Source organism: Acinetobacter sp. 'aerobic (ED)' (assembly GCF_904886855.1).
Lineage (GTDB): Bacteria > Pseudomonadota > Gammaproteobacteria > Pseudomonadales > Moraxellaceae > Acinetobacter > Acinetobacter courvalinii.
The window spans coordinates 191,570-211,211 of sequence record NZ_CAJHGI010000007.1 but is presented as its reverse complement, the minus strand read 5'-3'; the positions used below and the strand labels follow the sequence as shown (position 1 = coordinate 211,211).

The 19,642-nt window shown below is 43.1% G+C and carries 25 protein-coding genes; 16 read left to right on the top strand and 9 right to left on the bottom strand.

The genetic code is table 11. The annotated features are described in order from the left end of the window. Nucleotides 1-37: 37 nt before the first annotated feature. The 3 genes from JO943_RS14940 (at nucleotide 38) to JO943_RS14930 (ending at nucleotide 2,206) form a co-directional block, all read left to right on the top strand. Nucleotides 38-1,111 (top strand): PhoH family protein, encoded by a 1,074-nt coding sequence (locus tag JO943_RS14940; RefSeq protein ID WP_032870775.1) that lies wholly within the window; start codon nucleotides 38-40, stop codon nucleotides 1,109-1,111. 298 nt (nucleotides 1,112-1,409) lie between these two features. Then, complete coding sequence (ybeY, locus tag JO943_RS14935; protein ID WP_005226697.1) at nucleotides 1,410-1,895, top strand: rRNA maturation RNase YbeY; 486 nt, start codon at nucleotides 1,410-1,412, stop codon at nucleotides 1,893-1,895. 11 nt (nucleotides 1,896-1,906) lie between these two features. Next, on the top strand, nucleotides 1,907-2,206 hold the full coding sequence (locus JO943_RS14930; protein WP_005226696.1) for an antibiotic biosynthesis monooxygenase family protein: 300 nt from the start codon (nucleotides 1,907-1,909) through the stop codon (nucleotides 2,204-2,206). 123 nt (nucleotides 2,207-2,329) lie between these two features. Here JO943_RS14930 and JO943_RS14925 read toward each other — a convergent pair whose 3' ends face one another. Continuing rightward, on the bottom strand, nucleotides 2,330-3,217 hold the full coding sequence (locus tag JO943_RS14925; RefSeq protein ID WP_009514149.1) for an energy transducer TonB: 888 nt from the start codon (nucleotides 3,215-3,217) through the stop codon (nucleotides 2,330-2,332). Between the two features lie 244 nt (nucleotides 3,218-3,461). Here JO943_RS14925 and JO943_RS14920 point away from each other — a divergent pair, with 244 nt between their 5' ends. From JO943_RS14920 to JO943_RS14910, 3 genes are all read left to right on the top strand, one after another. Then, the gene (locus JO943_RS14920; protein WP_005280587.1) at nucleotides 3,462-4,142 is read left to right on the top strand and encodes a hypothetical protein; all 681 of its coding nucleotides are present in this window, start codon (nucleotides 3,462-3,464) and stop codon (nucleotides 4,140-4,142) included. Nucleotides 4,143-4,338: 196 nt separating this feature from the next. Next, entirely contained in the window at nucleotides 4,339-5,043 is a 705-nt protein-coding gene (locus JO943_RS14915; protein WP_005226683.1) for a DUF3108 domain-containing protein, read from the top strand. An 88-nt stretch (nucleotides 5,044-5,131) separates the two neighbouring features. Next, nucleotides 5,132-5,707 (top strand): xanthine phosphoribosyltransferase, encoded by a 576-nt coding sequence (locus JO943_RS14910; protein ID WP_005226682.1) that lies wholly within the window; start codon nucleotides 5,132-5,134, stop codon nucleotides 5,705-5,707. Nucleotides 5,708-5,756: 49 nt separating this feature from the next. Here the strand turns inward: JO943_RS14910 and JO943_RS14905 are convergent, their stop codons facing one another. Continuing rightward, nucleotides 5,757-6,581, bottom strand: coding sequence for a YwqG family protein (locus JO943_RS14905; RefSeq protein ID WP_202741205.1), 825 nt, complete (start codon nucleotides 6,579-6,581; stop codon nucleotides 5,757-5,759). Nucleotides 6,582-6,752: 171 nt separating this feature from the next. On the opposite strand from JO943_RS14905, the gene thyA reads away from it, so the two are divergent. The 5 genes from thyA (at nucleotide 6,753) to msrA (ending at nucleotide 10,434) form a co-directional block, all read left to right on the top strand. Continuing rightward, nucleotides 6,753-7,595 carry a thymidylate synthase gene (gene thyA / locus JO943_RS14900; protein ID WP_005280599.1) on the top strand — a complete coding sequence of 281 codons (843 nt, stop codon included), beginning with the start codon at nucleotides 6,753-6,755 and terminating at the stop codon, nucleotides 7,593-7,595. Between the two features lie 20 nt (nucleotides 7,596-7,615). Beyond that, on the top strand, nucleotides 7,616-8,125 hold the full coding sequence (locus tag JO943_RS14895) for a dihydrofolate reductase (RefSeq protein ID WP_202741204.1): 510 nt from the start codon (nucleotides 7,616-7,618) through the stop codon (nucleotides 8,123-8,125). A gap of 18 nt (nucleotides 8,126-8,143) precedes the next feature. Then, nucleotides 8,144-9,199 (top strand): DUF4105 domain-containing protein, encoded by a 1,056-nt coding sequence (locus JO943_RS14890; protein WP_202741203.1) that lies wholly within the window; start codon nucleotides 8,144-8,146, stop codon nucleotides 9,197-9,199. Between the two features lie 127 nt (nucleotides 9,200-9,326). After that, nucleotides 9,327-9,803, top strand: coding sequence for an META domain-containing protein (locus JO943_RS14885; RefSeq protein WP_005226676.1), 477 nt, complete (start codon nucleotides 9,327-9,329; stop codon nucleotides 9,801-9,803). A gap of 106 nt (nucleotides 9,804-9,909) precedes the next feature. After that, a complete protein-coding gene (gene msrA / locus JO943_RS14880; protein ID WP_202741202.1) occupies nucleotides 9,910-10,434 on the top strand; it encodes a peptide-methionine (S)-S-oxide reductase MsrA in 525 nt (174 codons plus the stop codon). A gap of 48 nt (nucleotides 10,435-10,482) precedes the next feature. Here the strand turns inward: msrA and JO943_RS14875 are convergent, their stop codons facing one another. The 5 genes from JO943_RS14875 to JO943_RS14855 all read right to left on the bottom strand — a co-directional run bounded on the left by JO943_RS14875 (nucleotide 10,483) and on the right by JO943_RS14855 (nucleotide 14,163). Continuing rightward, entirely contained in the window at nucleotides 10,483-10,887 is a 405-nt protein-coding gene (locus JO943_RS14875) for an ExbD/TolR family protein (RefSeq protein WP_101237624.1), read from the bottom strand. A 1-nt stretch (nucleotide 10,888) separates the two neighbouring features. After that, entirely contained in the window at nucleotides 10,889-11,509 is a 621-nt protein-coding gene (locus JO943_RS14870) for a MotA/TolQ/ExbB proton channel family protein (protein ID WP_004774288.1), read from the bottom strand. 43 nt (nucleotides 11,510-11,552) lie between these two features. Then, a complete protein-coding gene (locus tag JO943_RS14865; protein ID WP_032870753.1) occupies nucleotides 11,553-12,308 on the bottom strand; it encodes an energy transducer TonB in 756 nt (251 codons plus the stop codon). A 208-nt stretch (nucleotides 12,309-12,516) separates the two neighbouring features. Continuing rightward, the gene (gene purU, locus JO943_RS14860; RefSeq protein WP_005226672.1) at nucleotides 12,517-13,380 is read right to left on the bottom strand and encodes a formyltetrahydrofolate deformylase; all 864 of its coding nucleotides are present in this window, start codon (nucleotides 13,378-13,380) and stop codon (nucleotides 12,517-12,519) included. An 84-nt stretch (nucleotides 13,381-13,464) separates the two neighbouring features. Then, nucleotides 13,465-14,163 (bottom strand): TetR/AcrR family transcriptional regulator, encoded by a 699-nt coding sequence (locus JO943_RS14855; protein ID WP_004655980.1) that lies wholly within the window; start codon nucleotides 14,161-14,163, stop codon nucleotides 13,465-13,467. A 121-nt stretch (nucleotides 14,164-14,284) separates the two neighbouring features. On the opposite strand from JO943_RS14855, the gene JO943_RS14850 reads away from it, so the two are divergent. The 4 genes from JO943_RS14850 to JO943_RS14835 all read left to right on the top strand — a co-directional run bounded on the left by JO943_RS14850 (nucleotide 14,285) and on the right by JO943_RS14835 (nucleotide 18,255). Further along, nucleotides 14,285-15,739, top strand: a complete 1,455-nt coding sequence (locus JO943_RS14850) for a coniferyl aldehyde dehydrogenase (RefSeq protein ID WP_202741201.1) — start codon at nucleotides 14,285-14,287, stop codon at nucleotides 15,737-15,739. Nucleotides 15,740-15,907: 168 nt separating this feature from the next. Beyond that, nucleotides 15,908-16,144, top strand: coding sequence for a 50S ribosomal protein L28 (rpmB, locus tag JO943_RS14845; RefSeq protein ID WP_004649871.1), 237 nt, complete (start codon nucleotides 15,908-15,910; stop codon nucleotides 16,142-16,144). Nucleotides 16,145-16,156: 12 nt separating this feature from the next. Further along, nucleotides 16,157-16,312 (top strand): 50S ribosomal protein L33, encoded by a 156-nt coding sequence (rpmG, locus tag JO943_RS14840; RefSeq protein ID WP_003654787.1) that lies wholly within the window; start codon nucleotides 16,157-16,159, stop codon nucleotides 16,310-16,312. A 227-nt stretch (nucleotides 16,313-16,539) separates the two neighbouring features. Next, on the top strand, nucleotides 16,540-18,255 hold the full coding sequence (locus JO943_RS14835) for a cation:proton antiporter (protein ID WP_202741200.1): 1,716 nt from the start codon (nucleotides 16,540-16,542) through the stop codon (nucleotides 18,253-18,255). A gap of 56 nt (nucleotides 18,256-18,311) precedes the next feature. Here the strand turns inward: JO943_RS14835 and JO943_RS14830 are convergent, their stop codons facing one another. Together JO943_RS14830 and JO943_RS14825 are read right to left on the bottom strand one after the other, a co-directional pair. Beyond that, on the bottom strand, nucleotides 18,312-18,590 hold the full coding sequence (locus JO943_RS14830; RefSeq protein WP_202741199.1) for a hypothetical protein: 279 nt from the start codon (nucleotides 18,588-18,590) through the stop codon (nucleotides 18,312-18,314). Between the two features lie 112 nt (nucleotides 18,591-18,702). Then, complete coding sequence (locus JO943_RS14825) at nucleotides 18,703-19,206, bottom strand: DUF6586 family protein (RefSeq protein ID WP_005280620.1); 504 nt, start codon at nucleotides 19,204-19,206, stop codon at nucleotides 18,703-18,705. An 85-nt stretch (nucleotides 19,207-19,291) separates the two neighbouring features. Here JO943_RS14825 and JO943_RS14820 point away from each other — a divergent pair, with 85 nt between their 5' ends. After that, complete coding sequence (locus JO943_RS14820; RefSeq protein ID WP_005226658.1) at nucleotides 19,292-19,636, top strand: EF-hand domain-containing protein; 345 nt, start codon at nucleotides 19,292-19,294, stop codon at nucleotides 19,634-19,636. Nucleotides 19,637-19,642: the final 6 nt, after the last annotated feature.

Here is a 19,642-nt window from a genome sequence, read left to right as displayed (position 1 = left end):
AAGGGTTATTCCTACAAAGCAACAAAAAGGGTTTATCTTGACTGCAGCGATTCGACGTACAGTAACGTTCCCTGAGATTCAATTGGAACGCTTAAAAAGCATGCTCGGTGCGTATAACGGGCATTTAAAACAAATCGAACAACGTTTAGATGTCAAAATTACTCACCGTGGCGATGCCTTTTATCTCGATGGTGATATAGAAGCGGTCGAAAGAGCCGAAGCACTATTGCAACGGCTCTATCAAGAATCAGAAATTTCCTCACAAATCAGTGCCGATGTCATTCATTTGATGATCCAGGGTTCACAGACCGACCGTGAACTCATGGATGATTCAGAACAGGAACATACTGGCCTTGACAGTGTTTGGTTGCAGACCCGCAAAGGGCGAATCAACCCACGTGGTGCCAATCAAAAACGTTACGTACAACGCATTTTACAAAGTGATATCTCATTCGGTATCGGCCCTGCCGGGACAGGTAAGACCTATCTGGCAGTTGCTGCTGCGGTTGATATGCTGGAACGCAATGAGATTCAGCGCATTTTACTGGTTCGCCCAGCGGTTGAAGCAGGTGAAAAGCTGGGTTTCTTACCCGGCGATCTGACCCAGAAAATCGATCCGTACTTGCGTCCGCTTTACGATGCCCTGTATGAAATGCTGGGGTTTGAAAAAGTAGCTAAACTGATTGAACGTCAAGTGATTGAAGTTGCCCCGCTCGCTTACATGCGTGGACGCACCCTGAATCACTCTTTCGTGATTTTGGATGAAGCGCAAAATACCACCCCTGAACAGATGAAGATGTTCCTGACCCGTTTAGGTTTTGGCTCTCGTGCCGTGATCACCGGTGACGTAACTCAGGTTGACTTGCCACGCGGCCAGCAATCCGGTTTGGCACAAGCCTTACGGGTACTGGAAAATGTGCACGAAATTCATATCACCCGTTTCCACTCACGTGATGTGGTGCGCCATCAACTGGTACAAAAAATTGTTGAAGCTTACGAAGGCTGGGATAATGAGCAGCAACGCTTGTCAGCAGAAGCCCGCGCCGAACGCAAAGCCAAACAAGAAGCACTGATTGCAGAAAATGATGAGAAAGCTGATGCTCAGCATTAAATAATATTAATCTAATTCGATACTCGGAGCTGTCATTCGCAACCTGAGCGAAGATAAACAAAGCTATGCTTTGTCTGAGCGCAAGATGAACAGCTATGCTGTGAATGAAGGATGCGGATTTAACGTTACAATAATGTAAAATCAGGTTTTGCCTACTTTTGCCAAAACAAAAGTAGGTCGCGCCGAAGGCTTATCCAGCAAATGGATGAGAATGTGGCAAGATTCCACCATGATCTTTATCTACGTTTCTTAGACTCAATCTAAGTTCGTAGATCTAATTTATATCTAAGGATCTATTTTGAAAATCAATTTAAGTCTTCAACAAGACTTTCAAGCTGCTGAATTGTCACTCAAACGTGGGCAAATCAAAAAAAATATCGAAACTGCACTGCGTCATGTTGATTTCGATGTCAATTGTGAAATCGGGATTGCCTGTGTAGATCTGGCAGAAAGCCATGAACTCAATTTGCAATATCGTGAAAAAGACAAACCGACCAATGTGCTTTCTTTTCCAAGTGATATTCCAGAGGAAATGCTCAGCTTACTGGATGCAGAGCCTTTAGGGGATTTGGTGATTTGTATTCCTGTAGTTTTACAAGAAGCCGCTGAACAGCAAAAAACACCAAATGATCATTTCAATCATTTACTGGTCCATGGCGTTTTACATTTACTCGGTTATGACCATGAGACCAGCGAAGCTGAAGCTGAAGAAATGGAAGCTTTAGAAATCGAGATTCTGAAAAAACTGGGAATCGCCAATCCTTACCAAGCGGATGAAAGCTAAGCCAAGGTCCTATGTATATCGTTATTTTTAAAGCCACGATCAAACAACTTGATGCAACGTATTCAGACATGGCCCAAATGCTCAGACATAAAGCCTTGAGCCAGTTTAACTGTGCCAAGTTTGAAGCATGCAGTGAAAATGGTTTTGAAATTGCCCTGTCTTATTGGCATAGCCTTGAAGATATTCAACGTTGGCAACAAGATGCAGAACATCAAGTAGCTCAGCGCTTGGGTCAACAAAAATGGTATCAGGACTTTAGCGTTGAAATCTGTAAGATTGAACGAGCCTATTCCAGTCAAAAGGAATTGTGAATAAATACAAACTTATCCACAAAGCGCATAAAAAACGGCTAAATCCAGCCGTTTTTATGATTTATTCGCTTCGCAAAGATAAGGAATAATATTTTATTCAGTATGTTATTCAGCAACTTATAATTAATGCACTTCAAACTCTGCATCAACGGGGTCAAAACGCCAGGTCCGGATAATCCTTAACTCGGAAATATCCTTTTTCATCGCTGCATCAAATGCGCCAAAGGGTGCACCACGGCGTACTGAGGCTTTAGCAGCTTCATCCAAAACGGAATGCCCCGAACTTTCGATTAAACGAATCGCCCGAATCCCGCCCTCCGCATTCAGAATCACCATTAAACGCACTTCTCCGGCTAAACGTTGCTGCTTTGCCTCATCCGGATAATAACGGTTGCCATACAATTCGACTTTTTGACGGAACTTATCCAGATAGGCAGCGGATGCATCTTGTTTGGCTTGAATGCCATCAACCGTTTTAATGCGTTGCTTGCGGCTAAAATTTTGCTGCCGTTGTAAATATTGTGCTTCCAAGCTCGCTACCATCGCGGCCTTGGCCTGAAACTGGCTTTGTAACTCATCCAGCGTCTTTTTACGTTCGCTTTGTTCTGCCTGTTTTTGCCAGCTTAAAACCGTCATTAATACTTTTTCTTCAAACTTGAGTTCACGCTTCTGTTGAACTTTTTCCAGACTTTCTAGTGTAGACTCACCTGTTGTCGCATCAGCCTGCATGGGCGCTGGCATATCACTGGACATACGATGCGCTTGACGAAAATCACCCGAACCCTGTTGATCCGCCTGGGCCAGAAAATCCGCCTCTTTGACTTTATCCGCACTGGGACGCACAGTGACTGCAATCTCTTTGGTTGAGGTATCTGCAGGCGATGGCATGGTAAAATGAATAGCCAGCACAGCACCATGCAGCAGCATCGCCAAAGCAACCGCCCCTACAAAAAGCGGATCTTGCCACCAATAACCAGACAGCGCTGAACGAAAATTTATTTTATTCCACATGCGATTCAAGCGGCAAAAAATGCCTCATCTCCAACGGTGATAACCGTATAAAAACCCAAACAATATTCAAAATTTTACAAAAATGTGATCCACTTATAGTTACAGTGTTTCCATAACATCATTTTATGAAAATGTAGCAATTAATTTTGCTACACTGCAAGTTAGAAATTTATTTTTATTTTTTAGTTAATACAAAGATCGTGGTATTGCATGACCTATCAATTCACTTTCTGGAACAACTTTTATGCAAACGCTAATCTCGTCCGTTTTTAAACGTCTACGTAAAGTTTACCAAAAAGCAGAAGAATTCATCGAAGAAGAAAGAGAATTTTCGCTTTCACAAGTTTTTGTGAATGCCACCATGGAGCGTTATGTCACAGAAAATGTCGACATGATGCAAGACCTGCATGCCGATTTATATGATGGCTGGTTACGCTTATATACCACGCTAGATGTAAAAGGCTTACATACCACGCTCTCGGTTGACTTGAAATTGATTCAGATGGAAATGAATCAAAACGTACAACTGATGGTGTTTGAACAGATCAGCAATACTCAGGTCATTGAAGCAAAATTCAAGAATATTTTTCAGAAATGGGGCTTTTACATTGCCATCTGGTATTACCAGAAATTTCGTGAAGAAGATCCACTAGGTAAAATCCTGGAACATTTTGATATCGTCAAGGTCAAGGATGAATTGCTTTATCTGGACCTGAATCGCTGGCTTGGCAAGAAAGCCAGTATTATCGAAACGCTGAGCAAAGTGCATGTAAACCGAGCCCGGGTTCGTCCAGCAGAGTTAATCGTCTGGGGCAATGTTAATCTGGCTGCAATTCTGTCGCCGTCAAACGATGACGACTTTGATGAAGATGGGCTGGAAGATACTGAAGTCACCCCGATTCAGCAAAAAGACCCTAAGCAGTAACAAATTGATTATTCGGTGGTATGTTGCACCATAACCCATACCACGTATATACACAACTTCATGATTTATACGAAAAATTAACAAGCGCTTAGTAAAAAGCCTGATCTTTTCTTCACAATCTAGCAGCATAATAGTATTCAATCGTAGTTTGAAATGAGTGATTGCCTTATCCAGATCGCTCAGAGGATAGAATGTTATGACAAAGAAATTATTGAAAGTAGTGGGTATTACCTCTGCGGCCATTTTAAGTGCAAGCTTATCTAGTCATGCATTGGCGATGGCACCTTTTCAGGCCAGCTATCAGTTTAGCTACAACAATAAAAATCTGGGTTCTGCAACACGCACCCTTTCCCAACAAGGCAATAACTGGACCTATAAGTTCAATGCCAAAGCCGGTGCGATTGCGTCTGCCTCTGAAACCAGCCAGTTTAATTTTGCCAATAACAAAATTACCTCACAAAATTTCAGCCGTAGCAGCAAGATCCTGATTCACAACAATACGATGAATATTAATTTCAACCCAAGCAGTAAAGTGGTGAATACCAAAAAGGATGACCAGAGCCGTTCATTTGCATGGCAGGCGGGCGCGCTGGATGAGTTGAATGCCGAATTGCAAATCCGTGAAGATTTGAAAAATAATTCCCTGAAAAGCAAATACTTGATTGCAGATGCCAAAGCTTTGGATGAACGTCGTTTTGTTAAACAAGGTACTGAAAGTATCAAGACCCCTTATGGGACATTCGATGCCATTAAAGTGGTCATGCAGCATGATAAACCTGAACGTAATACCGTGTTCTGGTTAGCACCAAAACTTGACTATCTGCCAGTAAAAATGGCGCATAATGATGGAAAATCGTCTTACGGACTGTTATTAACTGGCTATTCGGGTAAAACAAACTAAGCAACTGGTCAATTTTGGCTTGCATTTTTTTTGATGCTTTTTAAAATATGCCTTTGCTTGAACAAGCATCCGTTTAGAGGATTCTCCCGTGTACGCTTTAGAACAGAAAATCTTAAATGAAGGTATCGTTCTATCTGATCAGGTGTTGAAAGTTGACGCTTTCTTAAACCACCAAATCGATCCTGTGTTAATGCAGCTGATTGGTAAAGAGTTTGCCGCTCGCTTTAAAGATGCAGGTATTACTAAAATTATTACCATCGAAGCTTCAGGTATTGCACCTGCAATCATGGCAGGTTTAGAACTTGGCGTTCCTGTTATTTTCGCCCGTAAATACCAGTCATTAACACTCAAAGACGACCTTTACCGTTCTAAAGTGTTCTCGTTTACCAAACAAACTGAAAGCACCATTGCAATTTCAAACAAGCACATCAGCTCAAGCGACAAAGCGCTAGTGATTGATGACTTCCTTGCCAATGGTCAGGCTGCTTTAGGTCTCATCGACTTGATTCACCAAGCAAATGCTGAAGTGGTTGGTGTCGGTATCGTGATTGAAAAATCGTTCCAGCCGGGTCGTGACGTGTTGCTTGAAAAAGGCTACCGCGTTGAGTCCTTAGCCCGTGTTAAATCTTTAGCAGACGGCAAAGTGACTTTTGTGACTGAATAAGATTCCAAAGCGAGAAAAAAGCGGATGACAATTCATCCGCTTTTTTTATTTAACAACAATCCCAGTTGTATAGCACTTTAGAAAAGTCTCTGTTCTTTAAATCTTCTGGATGGATAAAGAAATTCCCCACACCCGAATCGCCCCACATAATTTCGTTTTCAGCATCATCGGTATCCAGCTGAAAAAGCAGTACATAATCTTGAACTTTTTCATTATATTGACGTGGATCAGTTTGGGTAAAATAAGGATAACCGCCTAAACGGTGTCCACTTGCGGAAGCAACCTCATCATAAGGTTCGATAAAATCATCTTCGAAATCGCCACCTTCAAATCGATCTTCAAAATCGTAAAGCTCTTCACCCCCTAAAATCTTCGGTGCAAAGGCAAAATCACCGAGGCTAATGGGCTGAGAAGTGAGGTTAAATTCAATCGAGTATTGTCCCGTAAATGGTAAATAAGCGTCTTCATCAAACTCAAGCTCGGAAAAATCCTGTTTTAATTGCGCTGCGTCTGCAATCACCTGATCAAAATATAAGACCTTAAAACCCGATTGCTGTTGTTGGTCGTCGAAATTCATTCCATACAAATCATCGGCTGCAATATAGAACTGCAAAATTCCCTGGTCTGGAAAATTGGGTAAACTTGGAATTTCAGCAAAATTAAACTGTGCCAACAAGGCCAACGGATTGCCATTAGTATCGACTGGATAAGCGGTATCCAAAGGTAAATACGGCTCTCCCCCAATCTTACTTTGCCATAAGCTTAAGTTATCACTTGCTGTGAGTTGCATCGTAACTGTTGGCAGAATAGTGGCTGAAATTTTTTCTAGGTATGGATGTAAAGTATGCGGTAAATGCTCGGCTTGAAGATTCATTTTGTTGATTGTCTCTGTCGTTATTTATAGAACTTAATATAAAACAAGCAGCTAAATTAAAATAGAGAACAAAGTCTGTACCACGACAGTTAATGACGCTCAACTGCCCCCTTATTTATTAGCTAAATTCTGCTAAGATGAGCCCGAGCAAAATCTGCGATAGGAATGACGATGCGTACATATTTAGACCTTTTACAACATATCCTCGATAATGGCGGCGACAAAGGTGACCGTACAGGAACAGGAACACGTTCAGTATTCGGTCATCAGATGCGCTTTGATCTTTCACAAGGTTTTCCATTACTGACCACCAAAAAAGTACATTTCCGTTCCATCGTGATCGAGCTGCTCTGGTTCCTCAAAGGCGATACCAACGTTCAATACCTAAAAGACAACAAAGTCACGATCTGGGATGAATGGGCAACGGCTGAGCAAACGGCGCGCTTTGGCCGTCCAGAAGGCGAACTTGGCCCTGTTTATGGTCACCAATGGCGTAACTTTGGCGCAACCCAGAATGCAGATGGCAGCTATCAGCAAGATGGTTTTGACCAGATCAAATGGTTGGTGAATGAAATCAAGACCAATCCAAACTCACGTCGTTTGATCGTGTCTGGCTGGAACCCGAATGAAGCAGGTAAAGTTGCTTTGCCACCTTGTCATACCCTGTTCCAGTTTTTTGTCCAAGATAACAAATTATCCTGCCAACTGTACCAACGCAGTGCCGATGTATTCTTAGGCGTACCCTTTAATATTGCCAGCTATGCCTTACTGACCCATATGATTGCGCAAGTGTGCGGTTTAGGGGTGGGCGATTTTGTCTGGACAGGCGGCGACACACATTTATATGCCAACCATTTTGAGCAGGCACAATTACAGCTTTCTCGCGAACCATTGCCACTCTGTGAATTAAAGTTAAATCCGGAAATTACCGATATTTTTGATTTTAAATTTGAAGATATTGAAATTGTTGGCTATGAGTCACATCCAGCAATTAAAGCACCCGTCGCAGTTTAAAAGATTAGAGAGAATATAAAATGGCATGGCAAGGCACTGAAGTTGTTCACGTAGTTGCGATGGATAAAAATCGCTGTATCGGCAAAGGCAATGCTTTGCCGTGGCATATCTCGGCTGATCTCAAGCACTTCAAGGCCATCACGCAAGGTGGTGTGGTGGTCATGGGGCGTAAAACCCTTGAATCTATGGGACGAGCCCTTCCCAATCGTGTCAACTGGGTGATTACCCGTGATCTTGAATGGCAGTTTGAAGGAGTTAAAGTTGCACACAGCATCGAAGAGGCATTAAACGGCGCACTTACAGATGCACAACACGCTGAAAAAGCCTCTTTATTTATTATTGGGGGTGGAGAGATTTTTACTCAAACCCTTAGTATTTCTGACCGCCTAGAGTTAACCCATGTGGAACTTGATGTTCAAGGCGATGCACATTATCCAGAACTCTCTGAGGATTTTCACAAAGTAAACTCAGAACAACATCGCGATGAGAAATCTGGTGTGGCTTTCGAGTTTGCGACCTACCAAAAATAATAATGGATCGCAGTTGCCATGCATAACATAGGATCACGTGAGTTTTTTATTGCCTTAGGGATCGGGCTTTTACACGGTCTGTTCACCTTATGCGTGGTTCTTTCCAGTGTCTGGCTTTGCCTTGCGCTCTGGATTCAACAACCGCTCGGTACCTTCTTTAGCCGGGTGACAATTGTACTCTGGAGCCTGTTTGCACTGAGCCTGCTGGGTGTATATTTCAGCGGTCATCTCATCAGTCGCCGTACCGATATCATTATTTATTGCGTTGCCTTTGCCTGCTCACTGTTTTGGTATTTCTCTATCGAAGCCAGACAAGATCGTGACTGGAATCCAGAAGTTGCCGAACAGCTCAGCTATAGCAAACAAGGCGATCTGGTTAGCTTACACAAGGTCCGTAACTTTGACTGGCATGCGGACGGGACGTATGACATTCGCTGGGAAGACCGAAACATTGATCTGAACAAAATTACCGGGATCAATGTCATCACTTCTTATTGGATGGGGCCACAGATAGCACATACGCTGGTCAGCTTTGATTTTGCCGATCAAAAGCCTTTGGTATTTTCGATTGAGATCCGCAAAGAGAAAGGCGAAGATTTTTCTGCCATTGGTGGTTTTTTCCGTAAGTATGAACTCAGCCTAGTCGCTTCAGACGAAAAAGATATAGTGTATACACGCAGTAATATTCGTCATGAACAGGTTTATTTATTTCCTGTCAAAATGCCCGCGGCAGAGCGTAAAGCGCTGTTTATTGAATATCTGAAGCAGGCCGATGAACTTCGCGGTGAAGCAAAATGGTACAACACCCTAACCAGTAACTGTACTACGCTGGTATTTGATATGGTTCAGGCCATTAACCCACAAAAATTACCGAAAGATTATCGCTTACTGGCTTCAGGGTATTTACCCAACTATCTTTACGACCTGAAAGCACTTAACCAGAATTACAGCATCAATGAATGGTATCGTCTGGCACATATCAACCCACGTGCTGAACAGTACGATCAACAGCCCAATAAAAGTAGCGAGTATTTTTCGGATGTAATTCGCGCAGGCCTGCCGAAAGTTGAGTGATTTTTCCACTAATTTCATTAAAAGTATCTGAACATTTACAAAAGGATACTGAATATCCTGTGCTACTCCATGTTGTTTTCTTTTAATAAACACTTATAGAAACACAATGATTCGGATTTAAAATCTTATGTTAAAGCCTTTTTTAACAACATGTACTTTGGCAATTGCCGTAGCAATGACGGGTTGTGCAGCCACAGAATCTCTCCAGACTTCACCAAACGCTTCTCAGAAAGAAAGCATCGGTCTTTATAACCGTAACTGGATCGCTACCCAGATCAATGGTGTGGAGATTAAAAGCAATGATCTTTCTGGCAAACGTCCAGCCATTCAGTTCGATGCTCAAGGCAAGCGTTTCTTTGGTGCAGATGGCTGTAACCAGATTCAGGGGACTTTTGAAAGCCAAGGTTCAATCTTACGCCTAGGCCCCATTGCTTCAACCATGATGGCATGTATCGGCAAGGACAACAGTGCCCTTTCTCGCCAATATGCAAATGCTTTGGCAAGTACCACCAACTATGAACTAAAAGGCCATGAGCTTAAATTCATGGATGCATCAGGCAAAGTACTGGTCAGCTTCGTAACAGTCATCCAGCCACTTCCTTAACGCGATTACTATAAAAAGTAAAAGCTCGTTTCAAACACGGGCTTTTACTTTTTGGGTAGTTCGTTTAAGTTAGTGGCATGCTTAAAATTAAAAATCGGGGAGTTATATGCAACAGGCAATGTTAGGTGGTGGATGCTTTTGGTGTGTAGAAGCCGTATTTCTACAACTGAAAGGTGTGGAAAAAGTGGTGAGTGGCTATGCCGGCGGGATTACCCAAAACCCAAGCTATGAGCAAGTCTGTCAGGGCAATACACAACATGCCGAAGTCATCCTGATTGATTTTGATGAACAGCAGATCAGCTACACCCAATTGTTGAATGTATTCTTTACCACTCATGATCCAACCACATTAAACCGTCAGGGTAATGATATTGGCACCCAATATCGCTCTGTGATTTATTACTTTGATAATGAGCAAAAGCAGCAAGCTGAACAGGTCATTCAAAGTCTGGAAGATGAAGGGCTGAATATTGTGACTGAACTCAGTCCAGTAACGACCTTTTACCCGGCTGAGGAATATCACCAGAACTTCTTTGCCCGTAACCCGTCACAAGGTTACTGCAACTTCAGTATTCCTCCTAAGCTGTCTAAACTCCGCGCCAAGTATCTTGACCTGCTTAAAGATGAATAGACATAAAAAAAGCAACTCACCGAGTTGCTTTTTTATTACGATCAAGCTTTAGTTTTCACTTACAAACGCAATATCACTTAAGCCGGCTTCACTAGCACGCGACATGACCTGTGCAACCGTATCATATTTTGATTCTTTATCTGCACGTAACTGCACGGTCGGTTTGGTCGCAGCCTGACCCGCTTCCTGGAAACGCTTCTCTAACTCATCCAGGCTAATGATTTGCGCATCCCAAGCCACTTCACCTTTGTCATTAATACTAATAGTGATTGCTTTTGGTGGCGGATCAACAATTTCAGCCGTTGTTTTTGGTAAACTTAATGGAATTGATGGGTTAGCAACCGTTGCTGTGACTAAAAAGATAATCATCAATACCAACATAATGTCGATCAGAGGAATGAGATTCATCTCATTCATGCCACTGTCGTGGTCTTCACCCAATTGAAAGCCCATTTTAAGCTTGACCTCCAACTAAACTTTGTTGAGTCGCTTTAGTTTCTGTTTTTGCCGCTGTTTCTTGCTGCAACATGGTATCGATTAACAGGCTATGTGCCTGATCTTGTAAATCATGTGCCAGGCCACGGTTAAAACGTACACAGATGTTATAAGCCATTACTGCAGGAATCGCGACGGCTAGGCCTAAACCGGTCATGATCAAGGCTTCACCGACTGGTGTTGCTACCTGAGCCAAACCAGCCTGTCCGCTTTTACCTACCGCAACAAGCGCATGGAAAATTCCCCATACTGTACCGAACAAACCCACAAACGGTGCCAATGAAGCGATTGTTCCAAGTACGGATACCCCTTTTTCTGCTTGAGATTTCTCAGCAGAGATCTGGCGAAGTAATGCTTGTTCAGCGACAGCTTTACGTTGTTCAAACGATAAAGGCTGTAACTTTGATTTTAGCGCAGCCAAAGCTTGCACCAGTTGGTTATAAGCCTGTTGTTTTAACTGGCGTGTTCCTAAAATGCGCAGAATGAAAATAGTCCACGTTGCAATCGACATTGCTAATAGGATGAAATACAGTGTCTTACTTACTGCATCTGCATGTTGCCAATAAACTGAAAAGTTCATATACGAACTCCTGATTTAATCTGTCGCAAGGACTCAAATTTCATTAAGGACTAAGATCAAACGGCTGCTCTGCTCGAATTGGATAAGCAACACCATTTTCCATATACGGTTTAAATTTCGCATTTTTTACAGCACGTAAAACTTTTTCATCGAGATTCGGTAGACCACTGCTACGGGTAATCCGTGCATTGGTAATTTTACCTTTCTCATCAGCTTCGATCATAACCATCACCGAACGTGTCTGATTATCCAGATCTTTCGCTGTTACAGATAATTTAGGTGACCGGCTCCACTGCACACCAGAACCGCCAATTGAAACACGTTTAGGCGATGGATCAGCAGCAGGTTGAGGTTTTACCACTTCTTGTACGGGTTGCGGCTTTTCTACAACTTTTTCTGTCACTTTAGTGGTAACCACTGTCGTTTCAACTTTTGGCTCAACTTTAGGTTCAGTTTTTTGCAGCACTGGTTTTGGCGCTTCTTTTACCTGTTGAACCTTTTCAATCTTTTTCGGTGGAGGTGCCATTGGTTTTTCAACCACCTTGACCTCTTTCACTTCTTTTTTAGGTTCAGGTTTCGGCTTTTCTTTCGGTTTAGGCGGCTCAGGCTTTGGCGGTTCCTTGATTTTAACGAACTTCACCTTAAGCGGCTCTTTCTCGACGGGCTTAAGCTCCATCGTTTTCATGTGGCTCACCGCCCACAGAACTCCTACATGTCCAATCACAACCGCAACTAAGGCAGTGATGATTTTCTTTTTCATCGGGTGTGGCGTGTTGAATGTAGCAGGAGATTGACTCATAAGAATCTAAGTACCTATATAGATGGTGAGGCTTTCAAAAAAGCGATTTCACTCATCGGATAGAACAATGAAAGTGCCGTAATAATAAATGAGAAGTGTTTTCATTTGCAACCATTTTTTCTTGTATATTTGCTAAGCTTTGAAAAATAGGCATAAAAAAACATGCCTGACGGCATGTTCTTTTTATACAACGGCAGGATAGCGTTTCTTAGAACACTACGGTTTTATTGCCATCTACAATAATACGGTCTTCTAAATGCCATTTCACCGCACGTGCCAAGACATTACGTTCAACGTCTTCACCTAACTCACGCAGCTGTTCAACGTTATAGTCATGGCTCACACGTTCAACGTCCTGCTCAATGATCGGGCCTTGATCGAGATCAGCCGTCACATAGTGTGCTGTTGCACCAATCAGTTTTACGCCTTTCTCATAGGCTTGCTTATATGGATTTGCACCCACGAAAGCTGGCAGGAAGGAATGGTGAATATTGATAATCTTCATTTCCCATTTCGCAACAAAGTCTTCGCTGAGAATCTGCATGTAACGCGCCAACACCAATAAATCGTTGCCTTGCATCATTTCATCAATCTGAGCATAAGCTTCAGCTTTATTGTCTTTATTTACTGGGACAACATGGAAAGGAATACCGAAGTTTTCAACCGCTTCACGCAAATCTGGATGGTTTGAAATCACCTGGGTAATTTCACAGGGTAATGAACCACGCGCATGACGCCATAACAGTTCTAGTAAAGCATGGTCAACTTTCGACACCAGAATACCGACTTTTTTCAACTCGCCAACGAAATTCATTTTCCATTGCATTTCATAACGTTCAGCCACATTTACAGCAAAAGTCTGCATAAGCGCTTCTTTACGAGATGGCAAATTATCAAGTTCAAATTCAACACGCATGAAGTAACGCCCGCCCTGAGCTTCTGTTGCGTACTGATCAAGTGCGGTAATGTTTGCTCCCTGATGATACAAAAAGCTCGATACGGCTTGCACGATCCCCGGCTTGTCTTCACAAGTAATCAGTAATCGCGCTGTGTGGGCTGTAGTCGTGTTCATTTGGTTAATATCACTTATTCGAATCAAATTAAAATCAAGCCGGGCATTCTAACCCTTTTTTGCCCCTGACTAAATAGCTAAGGCTCACTCGTCGTCATTTTTAAGATTAGATAAGCTGGCAAACAGGTCGGATGGACCCAATGATTTCAATAATTGCTCATAAGTCTGGCGGCTTTCCCCCATCAAATACGGACCTTCCAGAAACACCATCTGACGCAAAGCCTGCCATACCCATTTTTCTTCAAGGCGATTGTTATCACTGATATGACCAGACATATATAAGAAGTTAGTCCAGTTGGTCAGCACAATCCACAGGTTAATAATCAAGGCTTCGATTTCCGAATCGGTCATCTTCATCAGGCCGGCATCCACGAAAGCACGATAGATTTTTTGGCCCTGCTGCATCACCTGTCCTGCAAAACGCGGATAGATTTTTCTAAAGTCTTCATTATTTTCCACCAGATGATACACATCGCGGTGAATAAAACGATAGGCCCACAACTGATTACTCAGCACCTGAAAGTAGCTGATCTTGTCATTGGCATTCAATGGGCGATCGGTCGGCAAAGCCAGCATTTCCAAGGTTTCAGCCTGATACTGCTGCGCCAGTTCCTTGATAATTTCCTGTTTGTTACGGAAATGATAATACAGGTTACCAGGGCTAATCCCCAGTTCAGCCGCAATGTGATTGGTGGTGACCGAACGCTCTCCACGCTCATTAAACAACTGCAAACTGATTTGCAAAATTCGATCTTTTGTTTTGTTCGGTTTAGCGTGCGACATTGAGTTTAACCATCTATAACATTATCAATAGGTTATAAAACAAACCTATAAAGCGACTTGACACTTTAGAGTATTTACTCTAAAAATTAAAAAATAATAAGCTTTCTTTTGGTCCACTCCTATGAACAGTCAAACAAAAACAACCGCTATGACACCTCATGTTGATGTACAACGGCTACATGATTTGCTTGAGCAGCAAAAAGCAGCTTACCAACGCCATCCTGTGCCAAGCGCCAAAGAACGTCTTGATCGCTTAGCCCGACTTAAAAATATCCTGGTAAAATATCAAGATCAATTTGCTAACGCAATTAATCAGGATTATGGCAACCGTGCCGTAATGGAAACCAAGATTGGCGAAGTTCTGACTTGTCTGGAACATATCAAATATTACAGCAAGAACCTAACCGAATGGATGAAACCGTCCAAACGCCATATCAGCATGTTACACCAACCAGCGAAAGGCTGGGTAGAATATCAACCTTTAGGTGTCGTCGGCATTATTGCACCATGGAACTATCCTCTGCTCCTTTCACTGGGTCCACTGATCTGTGCCTTGGCAGCGGGTAACCATGCCATGATTAAAATCTCGAGTGCATCCTCACACTTTGGTTATGTACTGGAAAATGCCCTTTCAGAAGCATTTCCGCAGGAACTGGTGGCTGTGGTAAATGGTGGCGGGGTTATTTCAGATGCATTCAGCCACCTAGCTTTTGACAAAATGATTTTCACCGGCTCAACCTCGGTAGGGAAAACTGTCATGGCGGCAGCGGCGGAAAACCTGGTACCCGTGATTTTAGAATTAGGTGGCAAATCCCCTGCGCTGATGCATTCCGCTATGAACATTCGTGATGTGGCACAGCGGATTGCGGTCGGTAAACTCTGGAATGCGGGCCAAACCTGTGTTGCCCCTGATTATATGTTCCTGCCTAAGGGCAAAACGGCTGAGTTCACCAAGCATTACAATGACTTTGTCACCACCATGTATCCAAGCTTGCGTGATAATAACGACTATACTTCTATTATCAATGACAAGCAGTACAACCGCCTGCAAGGTTATCTGGAAGATGCCCGTGACCAAGGCGCCAATATTGTTGAGCTCAATGCCAAGAATGAGTCTCTGACCGAGGTTCGTAAAATTGCACCGACCCTATTAACCGGTGTGACCACAGAAATGGAGATTATGAAGAACGAGATCTTTGGTCCAATTCTTCCTATTCTGGAATACGAACATATTGACGAAGCCCTACAGTTTATTAATAGTCGCCCTCGCCCACTGGCCTTCTATTATTTTGATACAGATAGTGCCCGTGCCGATTATGTCGCAGGCCGCACGCATTCAGGACACTTCGGGATTAACCAGACCCTGACCCACGTGGCTCAAGATGACTTGCCATTTGGCGGCATTGGCGCATCGGGCATGGGCAAATATCATGGCAAGGAAGGTTTCTTTAGCTTCTCACATGAACGCTCAATGATGTCGAATCCAGTTAGCCCTAAACTTTACAGTTTAAAATTCATTCTGCCACCGTATAATAAAGCGACACACAAACTGCTTTTAAAAACACTATTTCGTTAAGCTGGTTAAGGCATGATCTATCACACCAGATCATGTCTTGTTTTTACCAAATTCGCTTGTCTTTTAATCGTATTTTTGGTATAAAACGCCCCTTGAATGATTTCATCCGTTTACTTGAATGGCTAGTTGCACGAAATTGTGCTGTATAAACTAGCAATGGAGTTCACCATGTCTAAGGTTTGCCAAGTTACCGGCAAGCGTCCTATCGTTGGTAACAACGTGTCGCACGCAAACAACAAAACCAAACGCCGGTTCGAGCCGAACCTGCACCACCACCGTTTTTGGTTAGAAAGCGAAAAGCGTTTTGTACGTCTTCGTTTAACCACTAAAGGTATGCGTATTATTGATAAATTGGGTATCGAGAAAGTTGTTGCTGATCTCCGTGCTCAAGGTCAAAAGATCTAAGGAGTCTGAACAATGCGTGATAAGATTCGCCTCGTTTCTACAGCTGGTACAGGTTATTTCTATACCACTACTAAGAACAAACGTACTATGCCGGAAAAAATGGAAATCAAAAAATTTGATCCAAAAATCCGTCAACACGTCATCTTCAAAGAAGCTAAAATTAAATAATTTTAGTTCTTTAAAAAAACGACTTCTTTTGAAGTCGTTTTTTTTGCCTGAAAAACGCGGTATAACTAAAAAAACACATGAATAAATCTCTTACATAATTTTTTTTGATAATTAAAAAAATTATCATCAACAAATTCGATTTTAGTTGTTACAATTTATTCGCTGTTTTCTTGGCATGTTTTATGCTCATTTATTTCTACCTTAACCGCAACGATTAAGGAGCTCCGATGCCACATGATGTTGATTTAATTATATTACTTGCTGTCGGTTTTGGTATGGCCCTTATTTTTGGCTATATCGCAGCACGTCTACGCCTCCCCCCTTTAATCGGCTATCTTGTTGCCGGTATTATTATTAGTCCAAATACGCCCGGTGTTGTGGGTGACATCCAGCTCGCCAATCAGCTGGCCGAACTCGGGGTCATGTTCCTGATGTTCGGTGTGGGGATGCATTTCTCCCTCAAAGATTTATTACAGGTTCGCCGTATTGCCTTACCGGGTGCGATTTTACAAATCGCCGTGGCAACCTTACTCGGCGTTGCGGTGTCCATGTATTGGGGCTGGAGCTTCGGTTCAGCGTTGATTTTCGGTTTAAGCTTATCCTGTGCCAGTACCGTGGTCTTACTCAAGGCGCTAGGAGATCGTGGCCTGCTCGATTCGGTGAATGGAAAAATTGCCGTCGGCTGGCTTCTGGTTGAAGACCTAGTGATGGTGTTAGCACTGGTACTTCTCCCTGCAACGGCGGTATTGCTGGGCGGACAAGCCCTTCCTGGTACCGATACTTCACAAAGCATCTGGGTCACGATCGGGATCACCCTGCTTAAAGTGACGGGCTTTATTGCCTTCATGCTGATTATTGGTAAACGTCTTGTGCCGATGATCATGCAATTTGTGGCACGTCTGGGTTCACGTGAGCTGTTTACTCTGACTGTGGTGGCAGCTGCGGTCTCCATTGCTTATGGTTCATATGCGGTATTTGGCGTATCCATGGCATTGGGCGCATTCTTTGCCGGGATGGTGGTTAAAGAATCGGACTTTAGTCATCGCGCCGAAGAAGAAACCCTGCCCCTCCGTGAAATCTTCTCGATTCTATTTTTCGTTTCCGTGGGTATGTTATTCGATCCAGGTATCTTGGTCGAAGCCCCATTAAAGATTTTAGCGGTGGTTGCCATCATTATGGTGGGTAAGACCTTGGCTGCAATGGCTTTGGTGCTGTTCTTCCGCTACCCGATTAATACTGCTTTAACGGTAGGTGCAAGTCTGGCCCAGATTGGGGAATTCTCTTTCATTCTGGCAACACTGGGCTTATCACTCGGTTTGCTGACACCGGATGCACAAAACCTGATTCTTGCAGGCGCATTATTCTCAATTACGCTGAACTCATTTGTGTTCTCTGCGATCGAGCCAGTCCAACGCTGGATCCGTGAGCGCTCGCATTTGGCACGTTTACTGGAACGTAGTGGTGACCCACTGGCAATGCTTCCAGATGAGGTAGATCAGGCTTACCTGCGCGATCAGGTGGTAATTATCGGCTATGGGGGGGTGGGTCGTCGTATCAGTGAAAACCTGATGCAGCAAAACATCAAAGTGGTGATTGCTGAAGAAAACCGGGAAATTGTTGAAAAACTACGTGCCCAAGGCAGAGCAGCAGTCAGCGGTGAAGCCACCGAACCGAATGTCTTGATTCAGGCACACATTCAGTATGCGCGCCTGTTAGTGATCTCACCGATGGATATTCTGGATATTCATCGTATCGTGGATATTTCCAAACAGCTTAATCCTGAAATTCAGGTCCTGATCTGTGCAGAAAGCAAAGAAGAAGCGGTGATTATTCGTGAGGAAAATATTGGGGAAGTATTCTATGCCAAAGAGGAAATGGCCAAGAATATGAGCCATCATATCCTCAATCAGATTGAACTCGCTCATCAGACCGAAGCCCATTAACAAACTGCTTTAAACGAAAAAGCGTACCTTGAGTACGCTTTTTTTATTTTTCAGGATTAGCTGAAATGGCTAGGTTGCTCGTCCAGCACTTCGGCTTGCCACTGATTCATCTGCTTTTCCAGCAATCCGAACAAGGCTGCCTGAATCATGTGTTGCGCGACGGCTGGCGTCTGGTCTCCGAGGATGGCTTTCACCTCATCGCTAAACTGGATTTTGACCAAAGGCTCATTTTCAGAACCCGCATTGCGCAAAGCAAGCTCACCACCTTCGAGTTGAACCAATTCAAGAATTGCGTCCTGATTACCAAATAATTCTTTTAACTGTTGCATTGACATAAATTTTCTCCATGTTTCAACATGGTGGCAAAGTATTTGGCACTTTGCGCTCTCACGTCTTATTTATATAAGTGCTGAGGGAATAGATTTCAAGTCGTCTTAAAGTTTCGACTTAGAACTCCACCATTTCATTACGAAAACCATCAATTAAGTGACTTAATTCACGATGCCATTCACGTAAGATTTTGGCATCGGGCAACCATGCCTGTGGGCTTTGCGTCACCTTGATAATCAAATTAGAAGAGGTTTCATTTTCAGGTTCTGGTGCAGAGGGCTCGGGTGCATACTGACACATCCGATAGGCACGTTTCAATTCAGCCACAAAACCGTCTTTAGCCAGTTGTTGTAATACCTGAATCTCTGGAGAGACCTGCCCTTTATCCGCCATATGTTCTTCAATCGACTTAAAGGTCGGCTGTAAGTCATTCAGGCGATAATAACGCACCAGTTCTTGCAAAAATGCCAATATTGCCCCATGCAAATGGAAAACAGCAGCTTCACGATAAGCCTGTGCTTGTTGAATATGTTCTGTTTGCTCAGCTTGTTGACATGCGAGACGGGCGAAATACAGTTTCTGATTGGTACGATCTGCATGATAACGAGCAACACGGGACATAATATTTTTCCTTCAAAATCCTTTCACTTGGATAGCTTAAGATTAAATGCTTTAATGATAAAATCAATATCTTTTGAGACCGCTCATGCGTCATATTCAACAAGCCATCCTGAGCTTAATATGCTGTATGGCGATTTCAATGAGTTATAGCTGTGAACCTGCCGGTTTGGACTGGGAAAAGCTCTATGCCGATTACGATCTCAACCGAGATCAAATGATTGATCAAAATGAATGGACAAAACTCATTGAACTAAAAGATCAACCTGTTTCCTGGCAAAAACAATTTTTCCCGCTCGACCGTAAACGCATAAAGATTTTTAAAGCACTCGATCAGGATCATAATGGCTTAATCGACCAACAAGAAATCACCAATATCTATGGCTATTTTATCAACCCTTGTCAGGGTTGGGGACAAACATGGGGTAAATAAGGAGAA

Bases quoted from the DNA above. Each gene is read 5' to 3' on its own strand.
- rpmB (WP_004649871.1), top strand. From the start codon at position 15,908: ATGTCTAAGGTTTGCCAAGTTACCGGCAAGCGTCCTATCGTTGGTAAC.
- JO943_RS14835 (WP_202741200.1), top strand. From the start codon at position 16,540: ATGCCACATGATGTTGATTTAATTATATTACTTGCTGTCGGTTTTGGT.
- JO943_RS14905 (WP_202741205.1), bottom strand. From the start codon at position 6,581: ATGAATCTTCAAGCCGAGCATTTACCGCATACTTTACATCCATACCTA.
- JO943_RS14925 (WP_009514149.1), bottom strand. From the start codon at position 3,217: ATGTGGAATAAAATAAATTTTCGTTCAGCGCTGTCTGGTTATTGGTGG.
- JO943_RS14830 (WP_202741199.1), bottom strand. From the start codon at position 18,590: ATGTCAATGCAACAGTTAAAAGAATTATTTGGTAATCAGGACGCAATT.
- rpmG (WP_003654787.1), top strand. From the start codon at position 16,157: ATGCGTGATAAGATTCGCCTCGTTTCTACAGCTGGTACAGGTTATTTC.
- JO943_RS14870 (WP_004774288.1), bottom strand. From the start codon at position 11,509: ATGAACTTTTCAGTTTATTGGCAACATGCAGATGCAGTAAGTAAGACA.
- JO943_RS14930 (WP_005226696.1), top strand. From the start codon at position 1,907: ATGTATATCGTTATTTTTAAAGCCACGATCAAACAACTTGATGCAACG.
- JO943_RS14825 (WP_005280620.1), bottom strand. From the start codon at position 19,206: ATGTCCCGTGTTGCTCGTTATCATGCAGATCGTACCAATCAGAAACTG.
- JO943_RS14885 (WP_005226676.1), top strand. From the start codon at position 9,327: ATGTTAAAGCCTTTTTTAACAACATGTACTTTGGCAATTGCCGTAGCA.
- JO943_RS14920 (WP_005280587.1), top strand. From the start codon at position 3,462: ATGCAAACGCTAATCTCGTCCGTTTTTAAACGTCTACGTAAAGTTTAC.
- JO943_RS14865 (WP_032870753.1), bottom strand. From the start codon at position 12,308: ATGAGTCAATCTCCTGCTACATTCAACACGCCACACCCGATGAAAAAG.
- JO943_RS14850 (WP_202741201.1), top strand. From the start codon at position 14,285: ATGAACAGTCAAACAAAAACAACCGCTATGACACCTCATGTTGATGTA.
- JO943_RS14820 (WP_005226658.1), top strand. From the start codon at position 19,292: ATGCGTCATATTCAACAAGCCATCCTGAGCTTAATATGCTGTATGGCG.
- msrA (WP_202741202.1), top strand. From the start codon at position 9,910: ATGCAACAGGCAATGTTAGGTGGTGGATGCTTTTGGTGTGTAGAAGCC.
- JO943_RS14915 (WP_005226683.1), top strand. From the start codon at position 4,339: ATGACAAAGAAATTATTGAAAGTAGTGGGTATTACCTCTGCGGCCATT.
- JO943_RS14890 (WP_202741203.1), top strand. From the start codon at position 8,144: ATGCATAACATAGGATCACGTGAGTTTTTTATTGCCTTAGGGATCGGG.
- thyA (WP_005280599.1), top strand. From the start codon at position 6,753: ATGCGTACATATTTAGACCTTTTACAACATATCCTCGATAATGGCGGC.
- JO943_RS14855 (WP_004655980.1), bottom strand. From the start codon at position 14,163: ATGTCGCACGCTAAACCGAACAAAACAAAAGATCGAATTTTGCAAATC.
- JO943_RS14895 (WP_202741204.1), top strand. From the start codon at position 7,616: ATGGCATGGCAAGGCACTGAAGTTGTTCACGTAGTTGCGATGGATAAA.
- purU (WP_005226672.1), bottom strand. From the start codon at position 13,380: ATGAACACGACTACAGCCCACACAGCGCGATTACTGATTACTTGTGAA.
- JO943_RS14875 (WP_101237624.1), bottom strand. From the start codon at position 10,887: ATGGGCTTTCAATTGGGTGAAGACCACGACAGTGGCATGAATGAGATG.